Origin of the sequence: Cyanobacterium sp. IPPAS B-1200, assembly GCF_001747005.2 — a bacterium.
Taxonomy (GTDB): domain Bacteria; phylum Cyanobacteriota; class Cyanobacteriia; order Cyanobacteriales; family Cyanobacteriaceae; genus Cyanobacterium.
The window spans coordinates 2,826,554-2,845,650 of sequence record NZ_CP182899.1 but is presented as its reverse complement, the minus strand read 5'-3'; the positions used below and the strand labels follow the sequence as shown (position 1 = coordinate 2,845,650).

Genomic DNA, 19,097 nt, shown 5'->3' with positions numbered 1-19,097 from the left:
TTACAATATTAGTATTAGTGGGCTGTTTAGAGATTAAAAGTAAATGACAGCAAAGACAAATAGACGGTTTGTGATAGGTGATGTTCATGGTCATTATCAAGCTCTTATGGGCTTATTAGAGGCGATCGCACCTACTCCAGAGGATGAAATTTATTTTTTAGGAGACTTAATCGACAGGGGGGCAGACAGTGCCAAAGTCGTTGATTTTGTGATGGAAAATAACTACCAATGTATTTTGGGCAACCATGAAGTTATGCTCCTCCAATCATTTACTCCGAAAGGTCTAAATCACATGTCCTTTCAGTCATGGCTCCAAAACGGCGGTTACTCCACCATTACCAGTTATAAAAACAAAATTCCCCCCGAACACCTAGAATGGATGCGTCAACTACCTCTCCACATAGATTTAGGAGATTACTGGTTAGTCCATGCAGGGGTTGATCCCCGTTTACCTCACCAAAAACAAAATTCTGACCAATTTTGCTGGATTAGAAGTGAGTTTCATAGCACCCCTGAGCCTTATTTTAAGGATAAAACCATTGTGATTGGTCATACTATCACCTTTACTTTTCCAGGGGTAAAACCGGGGCAAATAGCCCAAGGAAATGGCTGGATAGGCATTGATACGGGAGCTTATCACCATGGATACGGTAAGTTAACCGCCCTAGAGTTAAATGAGTCCATGATTTATCAAGTAGATAGTTTTGGCAGACATTTTTCCAGTAAAAAACTCGAGGATGTGGTTCATAAAATTGACCCTCGCAACCTCGCTTTTAGGAAGCCAAAAATATTTTTCTAAATTTACATTAAAAACCCCTTAACAATATACATCTTATCCCTAATAATAGATCCAGTGTCTATGAGGATAAATGATGAGTTTCTCTATTTTCATTGGTTTTGCCTTGATCCTGTCCGCTTATTTACTCGGTTCAATTCCCACAGGTTATCTCGCTGGTCGTATCCTCAAAGGAATCGATATTCGAGAACATGGTTCAGGTTCTACGGGTGCTACCAATGTGTTACGAACTGTGGGTAAAGGAGCCGCTGTGGGGGTTTTATTGGTGGATATGTTGAAAGGAATGATGGCGATCGCCCTTATTAAAGTAACCTACAATTATGTAGGCATTGATGTACTACCCCTAGGGTGGAAAGAATGGTTAGTAATGATAAGCGCCCTATTGGCAGTATTGGGTCATAGTAAATCTATCTGGCTCAACTTTTCAGGGGGGAAATCCGCAGCCATCAGTCTTGGGGTATTGCTCGTAATGAATCCCTTTGTCGGTTTAGGAACATTGGCAACCTTCCTCATAGTATTGTATCTTTCTCGTATCGTTTCCCTTAGCTCCCTCAGCGGTGCGATCGCCGTAAGCGTATTTATGGCAATATTCAACCCCTCCTTACCCTACCTAACCTTCGCCTTCCTCGCAGGAGCATATGTCATCATCCGCCACCGTAGCAACATTCAACGGTTGATGTCAGGAAAAGAACCCCGTATCGGTCAAGCAGTATCTTCGTAAATTTTATATCTTAATTTCATATAGGGTGTAAGTAGGTAGGCGAAAGAAAACCAAGCTATGTAAAAGAATGTAAATGAGGACGAACATTGACAAAATCAACAGAATATTGTCCTTTTTCTCCTCTATGTTCTAACCCCCATATTACATGACAAGCTAATTCTTTTTCTGTCTCGAACATTTGACCAGCTAATTGGTCTCGCTTTAAATGCTGCCATTCCAACTCGATATTATTCATCTCGGAACAATAGGGTGGCAAGAAAAACAAAAATAGTCCTTTTTCCTCCCACTGTGAGTATTTTTCTTTGGCTATTTTACTTGTATGAATTGAGCCGTTATCAAGTACTATTACACGCATTCGCCCTGATTCTGAAGCTATTTTTGATTGTTCGTCCATTAAATTGATAAAGTCATCACTCTTAAAACTTCCTATCACCAGACTATAGAAGAATTGAACTAACGGTTGCCACAATCCTATGATGCTCAATCTTTTTCCTCTTCTTTTTGTTTGCTCTTGTCGTTTCTGCTCTCCCTGAAAATAATAACTATATCCTTGTTCGCTCCACTGACAAAATCCTGATTCATCTCCATATAAAAGGTCTATCTCTCCTGTCGCAGCACTTATGTTTAACATTTCTAAGTCTGCCTGTTTGTTTAGCCGTTTTCTTGGGTCTTGTTTTTGTCTATGACTTTGTCTGGTTCGCTTCCAGACGATTCCCTTTTTTTTAGTATTCGACGCAAACGGTCGCTACTTAAGTTTACTTTTCGTTCTCTTTTTAACTTCTGTGCTAATTGTTTACTATTATATCGTCGTTCATCTTCTCTGATTGTTTTTTCTATGTATATCATGTCTTCTTCAACCCATTTTTTTTCTCTTCCTGGTCTTTTTTTCTCATATATTGCTCCCAATCCTTTACTTTGCCAATTTCTCAGGGTTTTTCTCACTGTTTCTTCTGTCCAACCTAAATAAGCTGCTATTTTCTCTACGTACCAACCATGGTGACTTAACCTGATTGCTTCTCCTCGTTGTCTTTCTCTTTTGTTTAGATTTTGTGCTTGTTGTATTTCTTTGAGAGTTCTTTCTTCTTCTTTGAGCAGAAATACTCTTAATCTTGCTCCCATCTATTTTCCTCCCTTGTCTTCCTATTTATATTTCTTCATTTAACTCGATTTTTCATCGCCTACCTACTTAATGAAAAAGTATGCGCATTAAGCAGAGTATTTTTTATTGCACCATTAAAGTATTTTGTATCCATAGAAATAACCTTTTAATATTTTTAATATAAATACATATTTCCCCCTTAATTTTATGTGCAAAAATTCGTTTATCATATAGAAAAGCTGTATAGGTGCAAGTCCATGAGTGAAACTCAAGAATTCCGTCATATATTAGTCATAGAAGATCGCAAAGGAAGAAGAATTATATCCTTAGAAGACAACAACTACACCCTCGGAAGAGACTCCAATAACCCCATCGTCATCTATGACTATCAAGTGTCTCGCACCCATGCAACTTTAGAAAAAAAAGAAGACGCCCAAGGAAGCACCTATCGCATAGTGGACGGAGACTTGCAGGGCAAAAGAAGCACCAACGGGATTTTAGTAAATGGACACGCCACCCTTTCCCATGAATTAAAACATGGGGATTCAATTCGTTTTGCTAACGAAGCCAAAGCTAACTATTACATTATCGCCACAGAATCAGGTATTGACCTTTTTAATCCCGACGACTTAGGAAATCTAAACTCCAGAAGTACCCTCACCAGCCCCACTACCCAAACAATGATTTCCAAGCAGGAAGAAGCAGAAAATCCTCAAGACCAAGAAGAATTAATACGTCTTGCATCCTTCCCTGAATTGTCTCCCCATCCTATTATCGAGGTGGACTGGGAGGGTAATATTACTTATCTTAACCCCGCTGCCAGTATCAAATTTGAAAATCTTTATGAAGAAAAACTAAGTCATCCTATCCTTGCAGATTTATTAATAGAATCAAATAATCGTCAGGGAAATCTTTTCCTACGGGAAGTAAAAATAGGGGCAGAAGTATTTGAGCAATATGTTCACTACCTTTCCGAAAAAAAACTCATTAGAAGTTATATTTTCGACTTTACTAAAAGAAAACAAGCCGAAGCCCAACTAAAAGAAAGTGAGGCTCGTTATAGGGCTATATTACGCCAAACTTCTGAGGGTATCATTCTTGCCTATGCCCACAATAAAAAAATTATTGAAGTAAATGGAGCCTATGCCAAGATGATAGGCTATGGCACAGAAGAAATGAAAGAGATGACTCTTTATAATCTCATTGCTAGTGACTTACAGTTATTTAACCAAGATTTGGCCAGAATCGCCGAAAGAAAACAAGATACCCTTGCTCAGTATATCCATCGCTGTAAAGATGGAACTTTACTTAATTTAGAATCTAATATTAGTGTTATTAGTTATCAAAATAAAGACATTTTTTCTATTGTGGTGAAAAATGTTCCTGAAGCTACCCACACTGCTAACAAGTCTAGTTATTATCATTTTTATGATAGTTTGACCAATTTAGCTAATAAAACTTTATTAGAAAAACAACTAGATTTTGCCCTTTTATCAGCTAAACGTTACCAACATTTTCTTGGTCTAATTGTATTAGAAATAAAAGGATTAGATGGATTTAAAAAAATCAGAGGAGAAGAGGAAACTAATAAATTTTTACAAAATTTTGCTCAAACTTTTGAGTCCTGTTTACGTAGCTTTGATTTGGCCGCCAGATGGGATGATAATAGATTTATTGCTTTATTTTCCCGTATTAGGGGACCTAGAGATCCTGCTAAAATTGCGAAAAGGATGGCTACGGTTTTTGAGCAGTATATTCAACAACAAAAGGGCAATACTGACTTAGATTTAAATATTGGTATGGTGGTGTATCCCCTCGATGGGGATAATACTGAGCATTTAATCCAAAGTGCTTTGGTATCTTTAGAACAATCTAGTCATGATGAGTCTGGAGTTGTTAGTTGGAGTGGATTTAAGATTAGCCCCAAAACAGCTAGTTTACTTAGGTTGGAAAATTTGATTGGTAGTGCTATCCAAGAAAAACAGTTTTATCTGTGTTATCAACCTCAATTAAGTCTTCCCACTAATAGTTTAACGGGCATGGAGACGTTACTTCGTTGGAATCATCCTGAGTTGGGCAAAATTACCCCTAAACATTTTTTGAGATTGGCGGAGGAAACTGATTTTATGTTGCCTTTGGGGGTGTGGATTTTACAGACGGCAGTGGCTCAGATGAAACAATGGACAAGTCAGGGTTTCTCTACATTTCCTGTGACAGTTAATATTTCTAGTCGTCAGTTTAATCAAGATAGTTTTGTGGATTTAGTGGCTACTATTCTTCAGGAAACAGGTTTACCCCCTCAACAGTTGGAGTTAGAAATTACTGAAAATTCTTTATTACAAAATCCTAGTTTTGCGGCTCAAAGTTTACAGCAATTGTCAGAGTTAAAAGTACGTTTATGTCTTGATAATTTTGGGGTGGGGGGTTCGTCTTTGGGTCATTTGCAACAATTTCCTTTTAATACTGTAAAAATTAGCCCAACGGTCATTAGTAAGTTAGAATCTAATCAGGCTTTTAATTCATTTATAAGGGCGATCGTTTCCTTTAGTGAAGGTTACAATTTGAAAGTTATTGCTGTGGGGGTAGAAAAACCTGCACAATTAGAATTGTTAAAAAGTCTAAACTGTTTGCAAATTCAAGGTAATTTATTTAGTAGTCCTTTACCCACTCAGGATGCTACTGCATTCTTGGAAAAGGGTAGTTTTTATATTCCTTCTTGAGTATTTGAAGATGTGTTTACACTTTATTAATAAAATAATAGCCGTTAAGGTTATTCTTCAGTTATGAGAGTAACTTTATAATTTTGATAACTATAAAATAATAGTCTTTTATGATTAAATAAAAATACTTTTTATTAACTATGAATAGCGATTACACGGCCACAGTCTTTAATAGTCAATTGCGAAATTTACTCCATGTTTTGGTGCTGAAGGATAAAACTTCTCGTCATACCATTCTACTGGAAGATCAAAGATATACTCTGGGCAGAGATCCCCGAAATAATATTCCTATCAAATCGAAAAAAGTATCTCGTATTCATGGGACTATCCTTCGTAGGGAAGATGCTCAACACAAAACTTTTTCCTATTGGCTGTTAGATGGTGATTTGATGGGTAATCGTAGTACCAATGGGATATTTATTAATGATAAAAGATGTTTGGTTCAAGAATTAAAACATGGTGATGTTATTACATTGGGCATGGAAGTGGAAGGAGAATATCATATTCTTTCTGATGTCAACCAATTAGAAAGTTTGAGAGAGGAAGATTTTGATTCTCATCAAGGTGGGGGGGTTGCCAATACTAAAAGGTCAGATGAAAATAAAATTCATAATTCCATAGATTATGATCGGGAGAATACTCCGACAATCATTAGTAGCTCTGATACCTTGTTTATATCGGAACCCACCGTAGAGTCTTTTGAGGAGAATAGCAGTAATGCTAGTTCTGCGGATGCCTCTGAGGTTCAGTCTGATGAGTTGAGTCGCTTAGCTTCCTTTCCAGAATGGAGTCCTAATCCTATTATAGAGATTGATTGGTCTGGAAGGGTAACTTATTTAAATCCTTCAGCGACAACTAAGTTCCCTACTCTGAGGTTAAATGAAACTAATTCGAGTCATCCTGTTTTAGAGGGTTTAGTTCAGGGTATCAAGAAAAATAGTGCTAGTTCTAATTTATTTGTTCGGGAAATAACGATCAAAAATCAGGTTTTTGAGCAGTATATTCATTACCTGTCAGAGCAGAAATTAGTTAGATGTTATATTTTTGATTTTACGGGGAGAAGAGTTACTGCAACTCAGGTTAATGAGAGTGAGCAAAGATATAAAGCTGTTTTAAATCAGATTCAAGAGGGAATTTTTCTGGTGGATGCTGGAAGTAAAAAAGTTTTGGAAGCTAACAGTGCGTTGGCTAATCTCTTGGGTTATGGTTTGGATGATTTGCATTGTTTGAGTTTGAATGATGTATTATTTTTGAGTCCTGGAGAAGTGGAACAGAAAATAGATTTTTGGTTAAATAATCCTAATTCTGGCTCTGAAACTTTAAGTTACCGTCGTAAAAATGGTTTTTTATTGGAGTTGGAGTCTAGTCATTCTATTATTAGTTATGGGGATCAGAAAATTGTTTCTTTTACGGTACATCCTGTTAGTCAAAGTGTGGGGACTGAGACGATAATTCAGGAACAGGGTTTATTTGATTTGGAAACAAATTTACCTAATAGTCAGTTATTTTTGGAACAGTTGAACACTGCGATCGCCAATAGTTATCGTTTAGAACAACTGTTATGTGTAATTTTCGTAGAGCTAGAATTACCGAAAAACTTAAAAGAAAAAATAAATAATAAAATTCAATTAACATTATTAGAAGGCTTTTCCAAAAGATTAAGATCCTCTTTGCGCGGTGGTGATACCGTTGCTAGGTGGCAAGGAAACCAATTTGTGTGTTTATTACCTCAAGTCAGAAGTATTCGAGACATTGGCAAAGTATGTCACCGAATTTTAGAAACCTTAAAACCACCTTTTTTCTTAGAACATCAAAAAATCCATATCAAAACCAGCATGGGCATAGCGGTTTATGATGAGGAAAATAATACGACAGAAACAATTTTGGCAAATGCCCAAAAAGCATTAAAAAAAAGCCAAGAATTAGGCAGTAATAACTATAAATTTATCCAATCCAACATTCAAGCAGAAATAGAAAGACTTTTAAAGCTAGAAAAACTTTTAAACTCTGCCCTCGAAAAAAAGGAATTATCCCTCCACTACCAGCCCCGCATTAGAGTAGAAAATAAACAAATAACGGGGGTAGAAGCCTTTTTGCGGTGGAATCACCCCGAATTAGGATGTATGTACCCCGGGCAATTTTTACCCTTAGCCGAAGAGACAGGATTAATTATGGACATAGGAGAATGGGTATTGGAAACCGCCTGTTTTCAACATAAAATTTGGTTACAAAATAATGTGATTAAACAACCCATTAGCATTAACATTTCTGGTTATCAATTCCAACAACCTAACTTTACAAATGCCATCGCCAATATCTTAGAACAAACAGACTTACCTGCACACTTTTTAGAACTAGAAATCACCGAAGAAACCATTGCCCAAGAGCTAGATTTGGCAGAAAAAACTATCTCAGAATTAAAGCAAATGGGAGTAAAAATATGCTTAGATGATTTTGGTAAAGGAATGTCTGCTTTAGGCTATCTAAAGAAATTTCAAATTGATACCATCAAAATTGATAAAGATATTGTCCAAAACCTAGAGAATAATTCTCAAGACTTGGCCATTGTATCAGCTATAATTGGGGTAGGAAAAAACTTTAATATAGCTGTAGTGGCTGAAGGAATAGAATCCAAAGAACAACTAGCTCTTTTATTAGAATTAGGATGTGAGGAGATACAGGGCAATTTGTTGACAGAACCATTAAAAATGGGTGATACAACCAATTTTCTCGCCAATCCAACCCAAAGTCTCACTTTATCATAAATTATTCATCATTTATCTATCATATTCCCCACTAAATGAGTAATCATAAGACCAAATTAAATCACATTCTGGTGGTAGAAGAACTCAACACTCAGAGATTTTTTACCCTTGAATCCGAGGTCTATTCTATTGGGAGACATTCAAGTAGTGATATAAAACTAAACTCAGCCCCAGTATCTCGACATCACGGTACCATTATCAGAGATCACTTGGGGGATGATGAATATGCTTACACCCTAATTGATGGCGATTTTAAAGGTCATAGAAGTCAAAATGGTATCCTAGTCAATGGCAAAAAAATTATTCGTCGTCGTCTTCAAGATGGAGATCAAATTTTATTTGGTGGAGAGGATATTAAAGGAATATATTATTTGGAGTCTGAGGCGCAAGTTAATCGTAATGTAGAAAAAAATGATAATTGGCGCATAGAAAAAAATCGCACTAATTCGGCAAGGGAGGAGTTACAAAATACTCTGATTCTGTCGGAGCAAAATTTATCAGGTAATTTACAGAGTGAAGAGATTAAAAGATTAGCTTCTTTTCCTGAATTATCTCCCCATCCGATTATTGAAATAGACTTTCAAAGTAGGATTACTTATATGAATCCTTCTGCTAAGTTGAGTTTTCCTGATTTATCAGATGATGATGATGAAAATAATGGGAAACATCCTTTGATGATGGGTATTAATATTCCTCAAGATAAAACCTATAGTCAATTAGAACAAAGGGAAGTTAGTTCTAACGATCGCCACTTTGAACAATATATTCATTATCTCTCTAAATATAATGTGATTAGAAGTTATATTTTTGATATTACCGAGCGCAAAATCTCGGAAGCAAAGTTACAGTATCAAGCCTTTCATGATTCTTTGACGGGCATTGGTAATCGTGACTATTTCCATTGGCAACTAAATAATCGTCTCAGGGAAGTAAAGGAAAAGGGAGAAGATTTAGCAATTTTATTTATCGACATAGATCGATTTAAAAATATTAATGATACTCTTAATCATTCCACGGGGGATAAATTATTAGAAAGTTTTTCTTTTCGTATTCTGTCTTGTCTTTCTACGGACTGTATTTTTTCTCGGTGGGGAGGAGATGAGTTTATCTTGGGAGTACCTCTGAAAAATCCAGAAAATCAGACTAAGATGATCAATGATACGGTCAAAGTTATTATGGATAGTCTCAAGAATCCTTTTTTGATCGATAACTATACCATCTATGTTACTTGTAGTATCGGCATTGCGGTATTTCCCCAAGATGGAAATAATCAAGAGCAACTGATCAAAAATGCTGATATTGCCCTTTCTCGGGCAAAACAAATGGGTAAAAATAATTCCCAATTTTATACTACTCGATTGAATGAAGAGCAAATGCTCTTGTTTGAGTTGGAAACCAGTCTTTATGATGCGATCGCCCATAACGAATTATACTTAAACTATCAACCAAAATTAAACCTCGCCACCAACAAAATTGACAGTGCAGAAGCCCTTGTAAGATGGAAACATCCCACCCTTGGCATTATCTCCCCCGGCAAATTTATTCCCCTAGCAGAAGAAACAGGGCTAATTATCCCCATAGGGGAATGGGTATTAAAAACCGCTTGTCTTCAAGCTAAAAAATGGATGGACTCAGGTTATGGACTAGACACCATCGCCGTAAATATTTCTGTGAAGCAATTTCGGCAAGAAAACTTTGTGGAAGTAGTTAAAGATGTCTTGGAAGATGTCAACCTAGAAGCAAAATATTTAGAGTTAGAAGTAACCGAAAGTATTTTAATGCAGGATAGGGGTAAAACAGCTTTAATTATCGATGAATTGTCCGAACTGGGAGTAAAATTTTCCCTAGATGACTTTGGCACTGGTTATTCATCTTTAAGTTATTTGAAAAAATTCCCTTTTCATACTATCAAAATTGACCAATCTTTTATTCGAGATTTAACAGTCAATCAACAAGATAGAGCTTTAATTGATGCGGTAATTACCCTTGGTAAAGGCTACAATATGCAAGTAGTGGCAGAAGGAGTAGAAACAGAAGTACAACTTAATATTTTAAAAGAATTTCACTGCGATATTATTCAGGGACGATGGCTGAGTATGCCGATTTCAGTTCCTGAGTTTGAAAAATTCGTTTTAAATTTTATCCATGCCATGAAAAAGTAAATATTAAACTACTATTCGCTCTATTTTTATCAAAAAAAACTTAATTTTCGTCCTTCAAAGACAACAATTGTTCGTTAATAGTTGCAAGATATACTTGAGCGGAATTTTCTTCCAAAATCCCCTTTCTCAGAGCATCCGTTATGGCTCCTTGCTCAGCTAAATAGAGCCTTCTTTTCAAGCTATTAATATATTTATCCTCAGTGATGCTTTTGCCACGCTGGTTGTAAATATCCCTTAATTCCCTCTCCCCTTGGGCAATCTTGGCTTGATAACTGGCAAAAATTTCTTCATAGAGAGAGCGAGAAAGACTGCCCGATTCTAGTAGATTATTTAACTCCTTTTGAGCTGCTTTAGAGGCAATGAGAGTTAGCTGTAGATTTTCGATAGTTTTTTTGAGGGGAGAAGGTTTAGAAAGTTCTAGTTTATTCACGAGCCAAGGTAAACTCAAACCTTGCCCGATGAGGGATATTAATACGGTACTAAAAACAATGGCAATTACTTGGGTTCTTTCTGGTAAGGTGAAAGGTAAACTAATGGCAAGAGCCATGGATAAAGAGCCTTTGACATTGCCTAAAATTAAGACGTGTTGCCATTTTATCGGAATAGGACGATCTAATCTTTTTAGTAAAGATAGGAGAGGATAAATAGATAACACCCTCCCCATCTGATAGCCAATGATAGCTAGAATGGCTAGGGGTAAGGTGGAGATTAGGGTTCGGGGTTCGATGACTATACCCACCAAAAGGAAAATAAAAGTATTTACTCCAAATCCAGCATATTCCCAAAAGTTGAGCAAAGTTACTTTGGTAGTGGCAGATATTTTTTTGAATCCTGAATCGCCGATAACCAGTCCCGCAATTACCACTGCGATCGCACTTGATACCTCTAACAGTTGACCAATTTGAAAAGTAACTAAAGAAACTGCTACCGTCAATAATATACCACTAAGGGCATCATCCAACTGTTGAAATAAACCCACACATAAATAACCCAAACCCCAACCCAATAAACCCCCACCGAGGAAGGCAATTAAAACTTGAGTAATACCATCCCCCACAGAAAAAGAACCCTGTAAATGTATTCCAGCGATAATATTTAGTAAGACAAGGGCAACCCCATCATTAAATAAACTTTCTCCCTCTACGATAGTGGCTAGTCGAGAAGGTACAGATACCGTACGAAAAGCGACAATCACCGACACTGTATCGGTAATAGTGAGAATAACCGCCATAGCTGCCACGGTAATCCAAGGTAAACCCATGGCTACTTGATAAAAAACAGCGGTGATGGTAGCAGCAATTAACACCCCTGGCACTGCCAAGACGGCAATAGGTTTGATGGTGCTTTTGAGACGACTAATATCAGTATTGATGGCAGCCTCAAAAATGAGAATGGGTAAAAATAGATTGAGAATAACATCAGGATTTAGGCTGACAAAATCGGGTAATGTCCCCTGAGTGACGATTAAACCAGCTAAAACTAATCCCACCACATAGGGGATTTTTAATTTTCTGCTCACTAGGGCGACAACGGTGGCAATGAGCAGTAAGATAATTAGAGCATTTACTAATCCCGTAATGTCAGCATTTTGGACAGGTAAGGATTCAATGTCAAATTCGGTAATAGTTTCAGCAATTATAAGGGATTTGAACATTGTAATGGAGATAAGTTGATGGAGTGATAGAAAAATATGGCAATGGGGGAATTAATTTTTAATTCTCTAGTAACCCAAGGGGGGGATTAATTTCTATTTTTTTATGGGTTAAGTCCACAATGGGGACAATTTCTGAAACAAAGGGAATTAAAACGGTTAATTCTTTGGGTTTTTTCTCTTTTACTTTTTTGCGCCGAGAAATGCGGCTAATGGTTTCAGGATTAACGGGGGCTTTGGTTTCTGGGGTTGGTTGTTTGTGGAGTCTGACTTCTAAAATTTCGTGGGCGGCACTAAAAATATCGATGACAACCCCTATATTTTCGCCATCTTGTTGGTTATATACTTCCATACCGATTAAGTCGGCAACGTGATATTCGTTTTCTTTTAGTTTGGGGCGATCGCCCTTATGTACCGAAAGTATAGCACCTTTTAAATTTTCCGCCTGAGTGCGATCGTTAATATCCTCGAGTTTTACTACATAAATATTTTTACCTGGAACTTTTCTTGATTTAATTAACTCAACCGCTTGGGGAGATGAGTGACTATTTATAATTAACCATCTTTGCCCGGGATTTTCAAACCTTTCAGGAAAATCCGTAGTAATATTTACCCTAACCTCTCCTTTCAATCCAGAAACACCAACAATAGTGCCAATTTCAATTAAATCATCAATATCCAAGCTCAACTGCTCCATCACAAACTATTTTTTTACCTTCACAATTTTAACCGATTAGGGAAGATCAAAAATTCTCCATTCCACCGCTCAAACCAAAAAAGACTACAATGAATAAGCCCAAGACCATCCTAATATTGAAATTTCCCATCAATTACTCAACCTTCTTCCCTATCCATAAAATAAAGTTTTATTGCAAAAGGTAAAGAATAAATTGCCAAAATCGGCAACTTCAGTAATGATCAATAGTGTTTAAAAGCATTTATACTAATCCGTTCTCAAATTTTATAAACAAAAAATGAATATTGTAGTAGTTGGTCTTTCCCACAAGACAGCCGCCGTAGAAATAAGAGAAAAATTGAGTATTCCGGAAGCAAAAATTGAAGAATCCATACAGCAACTGCTGAGTTACCCTCACATCGAGGAAGTAGCTATTATCAGCACCTGTAACCGTATGGAAATCTATGCAACGGTATTAGAAACAGAGCAAGGAGTAAAAGAAATTACTCAATTCCTCGCTGAAACAGGACATATATCCTTACCAGAATTACGCCGTCACCTCTTTATTTTGTTACACCAAGACGCTATTCGTCACCTAATGCGAGTATCCGCAGGATTAGAAAGTCTTGTACTAGGTGAAGGACAAATTCTTGCCCAAGTTAAGACTACCCACAAACTTGCCAATAAATACAAGGGCATGGGCCGACTACTCGATAGACTATTTAAACAAGCCATCAGTGCCGGAAAAAGAGTACGCACCGAAACTAACATCGGTACAGGGGCTGTGTCCATTAGTTCGGCTGCGGTAGAATTAGTTGATACCAAAGTTGACAATTTAGCAGACTTTAAAATTACCATCATAGGCGCTGGTAAAATGTCTCGTCTTTTAGTGCAACATCTCGCTTCAAAAGGTGTCAACGCCATCAATATTGTTAATCGCTCGGCAAATCGAGCCAAAGAATTAGCCCAAAAGTTCCCTCAAGTGGATTTAGCTATTTATCACCTTGATGAAATGATGGCAGTGGTAGAGACTTCTGATTTAGTATTTACCAGCACAGGGGCAACTGAGCCTATTTTAACCAAAGAGAATTTATCCCCCCTCAATGTGAATAATTCTCTGATGTTAGTAGATATTTCCGTGCCTTTGAATGTCGCTGGCGATGTAGAAGAATTGGACTTTGTTAAATCTTATAATGTAGATGACTTAAAAGCCGTTGTAGCCCAAAATCATGCTTCTCGTCGAGAAATGGCAAGGGAAGCCGAAGCCTTATTAGAAGAAGAGATTGAATCTTTTGAACTATGGTGGCAATCCTTAGAAACCGTACCTACCATCAGTTGTTTACGCACCAAAATTGAAGGTATCAGGGAACAGGAATTAGAAAAAGCCCTTTCTCGTTTGGGTAGTGAGTTTGGAGAAAAACACCAAGAAGTTATCGAAGCTCTTACCAGAGGTATTGTTAATAAAATTCTCCATGATCCTATGGTACAACTAAGAGCGCAACAGGACATTGAAGCCCGACGGAAGGCTTTAAACACTTTACAAACCCTATTTAACCTCGAAATTTCTGAACAATTCGGATAATTAACTACGTTAAAATTCCCCTTTTCTCCCCTTTTAAGGGGAGATGCCGTCAGGCAGAGGGGTTGTATTATTGGTATTTAATCAAAACTGAGTCTGGGGGATATTTTGGGGATGGAAAAACAATGTATTCCATTAAAGCGTAACTATTATTAATAGACCTATACTTATTAATAGACCTATACTTATTAATAGACCTATACTTTCGTAGCTCTGTTTGCACCCATGTTTTCCCCTTCCCGCAGACGTTTACCACGCCAAAATAATCTGAGGGGAGTTCCTTTGAAGCCCAATTGTTGACGGAATTGTTTCTCCATATAACGACGATAGCCTTCATCCAAACGTTTAGGATCATTGACGAATAAAGCTATACTGGGAGGCTTAACCGTTACCTGAGTACCATAATAGATTCTGCCCTGCTTACCTTGTCGGCTAGTGGGAGGAGAATGCCATTTAACTGCTTCTTCAATGACTTCATTAATAACAGAGGTACTAACCCTTTTACGATGTCCTTCGGCGGCTTTATCTACCAAATCGAGGATATTTTCTACCCTTTTTCCTGTCATGGCAGAGACAAAAATTCTTTCCGCCCAATCCATGAAGAAAAGGCGATCGTCTAACATTTTTTGATATTCATAGATGGTATGGGAATCTTTTTCCACCGCATCCCATTTATTCGCCACGATAATAGCGGCTCTTCCTTCCTCAATGATTCTTCCTGCTAGCTTTAAATCTTGCTCGGTGACACCATCTAATATATCAATGACAAAAAGAACCACATCCGCCCTTTTGATGGCTTTAAAAGCTCGGTTAATGCCGAAAAATTCTGCTCCATAATCAACGTTTTTCTTACGTCTGACTCCTGCGGTATCAATGAGACGATAGGTTGTTTCGCCCCGACGTACTATCATATCGATCGCATCTCGGGTGGTACCAGATACAGGGCTGACAATGGCTCTACTCTCTCCAGTGAGAGCATTTAGTAAACTAGACTTACCCACATTGGGACGACCAATAATCGCCACCTTAATTTCTTCTTCTTGGTCAATTTCATCCACAGGGGGAATATGTTTGATCAACTGGTCTAACATTTCTCCTGTACCATTACCATGGATTGCAGAGATAGGATAAGGCTCACCTAATCCCAAATTCCAAAACTCCGCCGCTTGGGCTAGTCCCTGATTTTCCGATTCACATTTATTAACAACCAAGACAATAGGAACATTTTGAGTTCTTAACCATGAAGCGATTTCCTCGTCCCCTGCCGTCAAACCAAACTTACCATCAACAACAAAAATAGCCGCTACAGCTTCACTAAGGGCTGCTTGGGCTTGTTCTCTGATGTAGGGTAAAAATTCCGTATCATCATCAAATACTAATCCTCCCGTATCTACAATCTGAAATTCTCTATCTTGCCAAAATCCGGGGCGATAGGTACGATCTCTAGTAATACCCGGCTCATCAAAGACGATCGCATCTTGTTCCCCCGATAAACGATTCACAAGGGCAGACTTACCCACATTGGGGCGCCCGATTACGGCAACAATAGGAAGCATAGCAGATTTAACGGTAAAAATAACCAACTTCTTATTATAACCTTTTATAAAACTTTTTATGTTAAGAAATGCAAAAATAGTTCATCCCTCGACGAACTCCCGTCGGTGACTATAATGGAGAGAGCCATAATATAAAAAATTTATTAAGGGGGATTTTCTTAATGGTTGCAACTCCCATAAAAACCGCAAAACGCTTAACAACTCAGGTGGAAAACATCGCCCCTGACACCACTACCATCCGCTCCCTTGATTGGGATAGAGATCGTTTTGATATAGAATTTGGTTTACAAAATGGAACTACCTATAACTCCTATGTGGTAAAAGGAGAAAAAAACGCTTTAGTAGATACCTCTCACGCCAAATTTAAACATCTTTATTTTGATGAGCTAAAAAAAGTAATTGATCCTCAAACTATCGATTATTTAATTATCTCCCATACCGAGCCAGATCACAGTGGTTTAGTCAAAGATTTATTAGAAATAGCCCCTGATATTACCGTCGTTGCTTCCAAGGTTGCCATCCAATTTTTAGAGGGCTTTGTTCACAAAGACTTTAAACGACAAATTGTTAAAAATGGTGATCAGTTAGACATCGGTAACGGACATATTTTTGAGTTTATCAACGCTCCTAACCTTCACTGGCCTGATACTATTTTTAGCTATGATCATGGTACAAATACTCTTTTTACCTGTGATGCCTTTGGTTTGCACTATTGCAGCGCTGATATATACGATCAGGATTTAGATGCTATTTCCCCAGACTATCGTTTTTATTATGAATGTTTGATGGGACCTAATGCAAGGTCTGTTCTTTCTGCCATGAAAAGAATGTCTGCCCTTGGGGAAATCAAAATGGTCGCCAATGGTCATGGACCTATCTTAAAACATAACGTTCAAGAATTATTAGATCGTTATCAGCGTTGGAGTAGCGAACAAAGCAAGGGAGAAAAAACTGTCGCTGTATTCTATATCTCTGATTACGGTTATAGCGATCGCCTTTCCCAGTCCATTGCTAAGGGTATCACCAAAACAGGCGTTACCGTAGAAATGATCGACATCAACGGCACCGACATCCACGAAATACCCGAAATAGTGGGGCGTAGTGCGGGAATCGTCCTCGGAATGCCTCCCCTCAGCGACAACGGCGACATTGCCAACAAAGTGGGGGCTATCCTTGCCACCATCAATAGTAAGCAAATTTTTGGCTTATACGAGTCCTATGGCGGAGATGACGAACCCATTGACACCTTTTCCTCCAAACTATCGGACTTGGGCTTAAATCAAATTTTTGCACCCATCCGTATCAAAGAAACTCCCCACGAAATCACTTATCAAACCTGTGAAGAGTCAGGGGTGGATTTAGGGCAAGTTTTGACTAAAAAGACCAAAATTAGTAAAAGAAAAGCCTTAGACGTTGATTTAGATAAGGCTATGGGACGTTTGAGCGGGGGGTTATACATTATCACAGCCCAAAAAGGAGAAGAAACCAAAGGGGCAATGTTGGCATCGTGGGTGAGTCAAGCCAGTTTTGAACCCCCCGGATTTACCGTTGCTGTGGCAAAAGACAGGGCGATCGAATCTTTATTACAGGTAGAAGATACTTTTGTTTTAAATATCCTTGAAGAAGGTAAATATCAAAACTTAATGAAACACTTTCTCAAAAGATTTCCCCCTGGTGCAGATCGCTTTGAAGGGGTGAAAACCACCGTCGCCACCAACAAATCTCCTATTCTAGTAGATGCGCTCGCATATCTTGAGTGTGAAGTGGTTAGTCGTATGGATTGTGGAGATCATTGGATTGTCTATAGTAAAGTGACCACAGGCAGGGTTTCTAAATCTGACGCTTTAACAGCGGTACACCATCGCAAAGTAGGAAACTACTATTAAAAATCTTTCCTAAAACCAAAGATAAGTTATATTTCTGAGGTAAAGGTAAATTGTATTTCCACGGCAAGGGGTTTAAACCCCTTGTTATACTTATAACATGATTAGCCATTGAGTAATATTTGCTATTTTGTTAGATTTTAATAAAAAATAATCTCAATAATATAGCTATAGTACAATAAAGAAAATAGTAATTTAAACCACATTTAGAATAAAAAATGACTCAGACATTAACTGCAGAAAATCTTTTTCGTTCAGCTTATGAAAACCGCTACACTTGGGACAGTGATTTCCCTGGATATACCTGTGATATTACTTTAAAATCCAAAGAAGGTACTTTCACCGCTCAGGCAAAGATTGGGGCAGATCTCAAATTTGAAATCTCTGGCATCGAAAATGAGACTGTCAAAAAAGCCATGGAACAACAGTTATGGGAGATTACCATTCACCGTGTTAACCATAGTTTTGAAAAAAGTCATGGTGACAATACTTTCACCTTTGGAGAAAAAGATGAAAATGGTGCAGTGGAAATTTTAGTGGGTGGTGCATCCGAGGGCAACCGCTACAAGGTAAAAGATAACAATGTTTGCTTTGTGTATCGTCGCATGGGTAAGGGCATTGTTGCTATTAATACCTTTGGTTTATTAAACACCGATCACGGTTATCTTTCCACTGGGTATGATTCTGTTTATTTAGATGCAGAAACTTTACAACCAAGAGGGGCTAAAACTATCTTTAATGATACTTTTGAAAATGTTGATGGTTATTATGTTTTAACTAATCGCACTATTACCACTGAGGAAAATGGTGAGCCTGTAACTACTGAGTATCAGTTCTCTAATGTGGTTTTAGGCTAGTTTTGGTTCTGTTTAAGTAAATTACCCCGTTTTACCTATCATAGGCGGGGTTTTTTATCTTTTTGCACTTTTGTTACAAGTATAAAGTGCGATCGCCCTTATTTATAAATTTTTAAACTCTTCCCAATCAAGATCAAGTTGGCGAATAATTTTTCTTAAAGTGCCTAATTTCAAATCTTTATTTCCCCAATCAGGAATTGATACTACGACTTTATTACTAGGATTGTACCATTTACGATGAGAACCTCCTCCCTTTCTGGGAATTTCTTCACATCCCATCTGTTTTAATTTTTTGATAACTTCTTTATATTTCATCAAGCCGAAGTCGGAATTAAAGTTTCCGTCCAAATAAGACTAGATTCCATAATAGGATTTAAGAAAGAAGGTAAAGGTTTATTTAACTCTTGATAGGCTTCAATTAATGCTGATAAAGCATCAGAAACATGGGGAATAACTTCATCTAATGTATCGGCTTCGGTGATTAAATCAGGTAACAAAGGGCAAGTTACGGTATAACCTCCTTCTGGTTGCGGTTCTAAGATTAGTGGTAGCTTATATATATTGCTCATCATTCCAGCATTGACTATTTAACCTCATCTTATCACAAGGGATAATTGAAGGATTTAGATTGA

At 37.6% G+C, this 19,097-nt stretch carries 15 protein-coding genes; 8 read left to right on the top strand and 7 right to left on the bottom strand.

Annotated elements, in window-relative coordinates; translation table 11 throughout:
- Positions 1–43 precede the first annotated feature (43 nt).
- Together A5482_RS13270 and plsY are read left to right on the top strand one after the other, a co-directional pair.
- Positions 44–799 (top strand): metallophosphoesterase family protein, encoded by a 756-nt coding sequence (locus A5482_RS13270; RefSeq protein WP_069790402.1) that lies wholly within the window; start codon positions 44–46, stop codon positions 797–799.
- Positions 800–872: 73 nt separating this feature from the next.
- On the top strand, positions 873–1,517 hold the full coding sequence (plsY, locus tag A5482_RS13265; RefSeq protein ID WP_069790403.1) for a glycerol-3-phosphate 1-O-acyltransferase PlsY: 645 nt from the start codon (positions 873–875) through the stop codon (positions 1,515–1,517).
- A 55-nt stretch (positions 1,518–1,572) separates the two neighbouring features.
- Here the strand turns inward: plsY and A5482_RS13260 are convergent, their stop codons facing one another.
- Both A5482_RS13260 and A5482_RS13255 read right to left on the bottom strand, forming a co-directional pair.
- Entirely contained in the window at positions 1,573–2,229 is a 657-nt protein-coding gene (locus A5482_RS13260; protein ID WP_446684832.1) for an IS630 family transposase, read from the bottom strand.
- Complete coding sequence (locus A5482_RS13255) at positions 2,169–2,636, bottom strand: helix-turn-helix domain-containing protein (RefSeq protein ID WP_069791634.1); 468 nt, start codon at positions 2,634–2,636, stop codon at positions 2,169–2,171. Before A5482_RS13255 ends, A5482_RS13260 begins: the two co-directional genes overlap by 61 nt.
- A 237-nt stretch (positions 2,637–2,873) precedes the next feature.
- On the opposite strand from A5482_RS13255, the gene A5482_RS13250 reads away from it, so the two are divergent.
- From A5482_RS13250 to A5482_RS13240, 3 genes are all read left to right on the top strand, one after another.
- On the top strand, positions 2,874–5,336 hold the full coding sequence (locus tag A5482_RS13250; RefSeq protein ID WP_069791635.1) for an EAL domain-containing protein: 2,463 nt from the start codon (positions 2,874–2,876) through the stop codon (positions 5,334–5,336).
- 140 nt (positions 5,337–5,476) lie between these two features.
- A complete protein-coding gene (locus A5482_RS13245) occupies positions 5,477–8,101 on the top strand; it encodes an EAL domain-containing protein (protein WP_069791636.1) in 2,625 nt (874 codons plus the stop codon).
- A 35-nt stretch (positions 8,102–8,136) separates the two neighbouring features.
- Positions 8,137–10,263, top strand: a complete 2,127-nt coding sequence (locus A5482_RS13240; RefSeq protein WP_069791637.1) for an EAL domain-containing protein — start codon at positions 8,137–8,139, stop codon at positions 10,261–10,263.
- Positions 10,264–10,303: 40 nt separating this feature from the next.
- Here the strand turns inward: A5482_RS13240 and A5482_RS13235 are convergent, their stop codons facing one another.
- Both A5482_RS13235 and rimM read right to left on the bottom strand, forming a co-directional pair.
- A complete protein-coding gene (locus tag A5482_RS13235; protein WP_069791638.1) occupies positions 10,304–11,917 on the bottom strand; it encodes a cation:proton antiporter in 1,614 nt (537 codons plus the stop codon).
- Positions 11,918–11,975: 58 nt separating this feature from the next.
- On the bottom strand, positions 11,976–12,611 hold the full coding sequence (gene rimM, locus A5482_RS13230) for a ribosome maturation factor RimM (protein WP_069791639.1): 636 nt from the start codon (positions 12,609–12,611) through the stop codon (positions 11,976–11,978).
- Between the two features lie 277 nt (positions 12,612–12,888).
- Here rimM and A5482_RS13225 point away from each other — a divergent pair, with 277 nt between their 5' ends.
- Positions 12,889–14,172: a glutamyl-tRNA reductase gene (locus A5482_RS13225; protein WP_069791640.1), complete on the top strand. Its 1,284-nt coding sequence runs from the start codon at positions 12,889–12,891 to the stop codon at positions 14,170–14,172.
- A gap of 194 nt (positions 14,173–14,366) precedes the next feature.
- Here A5482_RS13225 and der read toward each other — a convergent pair whose 3' ends face one another.
- Positions 14,367–15,725 (bottom strand): ribosome biogenesis GTPase Der, encoded by a 1,359-nt coding sequence (gene der, locus A5482_RS13220; protein ID WP_069791641.1) that lies wholly within the window; start codon positions 15,723–15,725, stop codon positions 14,367–14,369.
- A gap of 161 nt (positions 15,726–15,886) precedes the next feature.
- On the opposite strand from der, the gene A5482_RS13215 reads away from it, so the two are divergent.
- Both A5482_RS13215 and A5482_RS13210 read left to right on the top strand, forming a co-directional pair.
- Positions 15,887–17,611 (top strand): diflavin flavoprotein, encoded by a 1,725-nt coding sequence (locus tag A5482_RS13215; protein ID WP_069791642.1) that lies wholly within the window; start codon positions 15,887–15,889, stop codon positions 17,609–17,611.
- Positions 17,612–17,826: 215 nt separating this feature from the next.
- Positions 17,827–18,465 carry a DUF3386 domain-containing protein gene (locus A5482_RS13210; RefSeq protein ID WP_069791643.1) on the top strand — a complete coding sequence of 213 codons (639 nt, stop codon included), beginning with the start codon at positions 17,827–17,829 and terminating at the stop codon, positions 18,463–18,465.
- Between the two features lie 102 nt (positions 18,466–18,567).
- On the opposite strand, the gene A5482_RS13205 is transcribed toward A5482_RS13210, so the two are convergent.
- Together A5482_RS13205 and A5482_RS13200 are read right to left on the bottom strand one after the other, a co-directional pair.
- Entirely contained in the window at positions 18,568–18,780 is a 213-nt protein-coding gene (locus tag A5482_RS13205) for a type II toxin-antitoxin system HicA family toxin (RefSeq protein WP_069791644.1), read from the bottom strand.
- Complete coding sequence (locus tag A5482_RS13200) at positions 18,780–19,037, bottom strand: type II toxin-antitoxin system HicB family antitoxin (RefSeq protein WP_242412013.1); 258 nt, start codon at positions 19,035–19,037, stop codon at positions 18,780–18,782. The genes A5482_RS13205 and A5482_RS13200 overlap by 1 nt, the downstream gene beginning before the upstream one ends.
- Positions 19,038–19,097 lie beyond the last annotated feature (60 nt).

Bases quoted from the DNA above. Each gene is read 5' to 3' on its own strand.
- A5482_RS13270 (WP_069790402.1), top strand. From the start codon at position 44: ATGACAGCAAAGACAAATAGACGGTTTGTGATAGGTGATGTTCATGGT.
- plsY (WP_069790403.1), top strand. From the start codon at position 873: ATGAGTTTCTCTATTTTCATTGGTTTTGCCTTGATCCTGTCCGCTTAT.
- A5482_RS13255 (WP_069791634.1), bottom strand. From the start codon at position 2,636: ATGGGAGCAAGATTAAGAGTATTTCTGCTCAAAGAAGAAGAAAGAACT.
- A5482_RS13250 (WP_069791635.1), top strand. From the start codon at position 2,874: ATGAGTGAAACTCAAGAATTCCGTCATATATTAGTCATAGAAGATCGC.
- A5482_RS13245 (WP_069791636.1), top strand. From the start codon at position 5,477: ATGAATAGCGATTACACGGCCACAGTCTTTAATAGTCAATTGCGAAAT.
- A5482_RS13240 (WP_069791637.1), top strand. From the start codon at position 8,137: ATGAGTAATCATAAGACCAAATTAAATCACATTCTGGTGGTAGAAGAA.
- A5482_RS13235 (WP_069791638.1), bottom strand. From the start codon at position 11,917: ATGTTCAAATCCCTTATAATTGCTGAAACTATTACCGAATTTGACATT.
- rimM (WP_069791639.1), bottom strand. From the start codon at position 12,611: ATGGAGCAGTTGAGCTTGGATATTGATGATTTAATTGAAATTGGCACT.
- A5482_RS13225 (WP_069791640.1), top strand. From the start codon at position 12,889: ATGAATATTGTAGTAGTTGGTCTTTCCCACAAGACAGCCGCCGTAGAA.
- der (WP_069791641.1), bottom strand. From the start codon at position 15,725: ATGCTTCCTATTGTTGCCGTAATCGGGCGCCCCAATGTGGGTAAGTCT.
- A5482_RS13215 (WP_069791642.1), top strand. From the start codon at position 15,887: ATGGTTGCAACTCCCATAAAAACCGCAAAACGCTTAACAACTCAGGTG.
- A5482_RS13210 (WP_069791643.1), top strand. From the start codon at position 17,827: ATGACTCAGACATTAACTGCAGAAAATCTTTTTCGTTCAGCTTATGAA.
- A5482_RS13205 (WP_069791644.1), bottom strand. From the start codon at position 18,780: ATGAAATATAAAGAAGTTATCAAAAAATTAAAACAGATGGGATGTGAA.
- A5482_RS13200 (WP_242412013.1), bottom strand. From the start codon at position 19,037: ATGATGAGCAATATATATAAGCTACCACTAATCTTAGAACCGCAACCA.